The organism is Testudinibacter sp. 'clade 2' (assembly GCF_006227735.1).
In the GTDB taxonomy this organism is placed as follows: Bacteria; Pseudomonadota; Gammaproteobacteria; order Enterobacterales; family Pasteurellaceae; genus Chelonobacter.
On the sequence record NZ_VDHB01000133.1, the window covers coordinates 1 to 1,399 of the forward strand.

2 protein-coding genes are annotated in these 1,399 nt (G+C 46.0%); both read left to right on the top strand.

Annotation, left to right across the window (positions count from 1 at the left end; genetic code table 11):
- Positions 1–69: 69 nt before the first annotated feature.
- Positions 70–831, top strand: coding sequence for a 2-dehydro-3-deoxy-D-gluconate 5-dehydrogenase KduD (gene kduD / locus FHQ30_RS10390; RefSeq protein ID WP_139612166.1), 762 nt, complete (start codon positions 70–72; stop codon positions 829–831).
- A gap of 8 nt (positions 832–839) precedes the next feature.
- A complete protein-coding gene (locus FHQ30_RS10395) occupies positions 840–1,175 on the top strand; it encodes a cupin domain-containing protein (protein ID WP_139612167.1) in 336 nt (111 codons plus the stop codon).
- Positions 1,176–1,399: the final 224 nt, after the last annotated feature.

A 1,399-nucleotide genomic window follows, 5' to 3' on the forward strand; every position in this document is an offset into this window, starting at 1 on the left:
TAGCTCAAATTATAAACAAACATCAACAGACCCTAATATTCAAAATATAATACGAAAGGAGATAACCACATGTTTATGAATTCATTCAGCTTAGAAGGAAAAGTCGCCTTGGTCACCGGTTGCAATACTGGATTGGGGCAAGGCATGGCGCTGGGCTTAGCACAAGCCGGCTGTGATATCGTCGGCGTTAATTTGAGCGAGCCGAGCGAAACTCGGCAAAAAATCGAAGCCACCGGACGCCGGTTTATCAATATTCAAGCCAACTTGATGCAACAAAGCAGCATTCCGTCAATTGTCGAAAAAGCCGTTGCCGCATTTGGTAAAATCGACATTTTAGTCAACAATGCTGGGATTATCCGCCGCGAAGATGCCATCGATTTCAGCGAGCAAAATTGGGATGAGGTGATCAATATCAATTTGAAAACCGTATTTTTCCTGTCACAGGCGGTTGCCAAGCAGTTTATCGCACAAGGACACGGCGGCAAGATTATTAACATTGCGTCGATGCTCTCTTTCCAAGGCGGAATTCGTGTGCCGTCTTATACCGCCTCAAAAAGTGCGGTCATGGGGATCACCCGAGCCATGGCGAATGAATGGGCAAAACACAATATTAATGTCAACGCAATTGCACCGGGTTATATGGCAACCGACAACACCGCCGCCTTAAGAAGCGATGGCGAACGCAGTAAAGAAATTTTGGATCGCATTCCCGCCGGGCGCTGGGGAACGCCGAGTGATGTTGCCGGCCCTTGCGTATTTTTAGCCTCATGCGCCGCCGATTATATCAACGGCTACACTATTGCCGTCGATGGCGGTTGGCTGGCGAGATAGGAGCCGCTATGTCGAAAGATTGCAATTTTATTCATGCCGATACGCTTAAACTTGAAGATTTAGGTAATGGCGTGAAACGCAAAATTTTAGCCTACAGCGAAAATATAATGGCGGTGGAAGTGCATTTCGAACAAGGTGCCGTTGGTGCTATGCACAGCCACCCGCACGAACAACTGACCTATGTTCTGTGCGGCGAATTTGAATTTACCATTGGCGACCAAACTCAAATTGTCACAGCCGGCGATGTTTTATATAAACAACCCAACATCATGCACGGCTGCCGCTGCTTGCAAGCCGGCGTGCTGCTGGATAATTTTACCCCGATGAGAAAAGACTTTATTTAAATAGGGTCTGTTGCTCTTTGTTTATATTTTGAGTTGTCGTTTAAAATGAGCACAATCTAGGCGTAAGCCGAAATCAATAGTGGGACTATTGATGAGGGTTACAACGACGAGTGTGCTCATTTTAAACACAATCCGTAGGACTATGACGCTTTTTCGCCATTACTTTTCGCTACTACAGCGGCGTTAAAAGTCGTTCGTTTAGAATCACTAAACTTCACGACTTT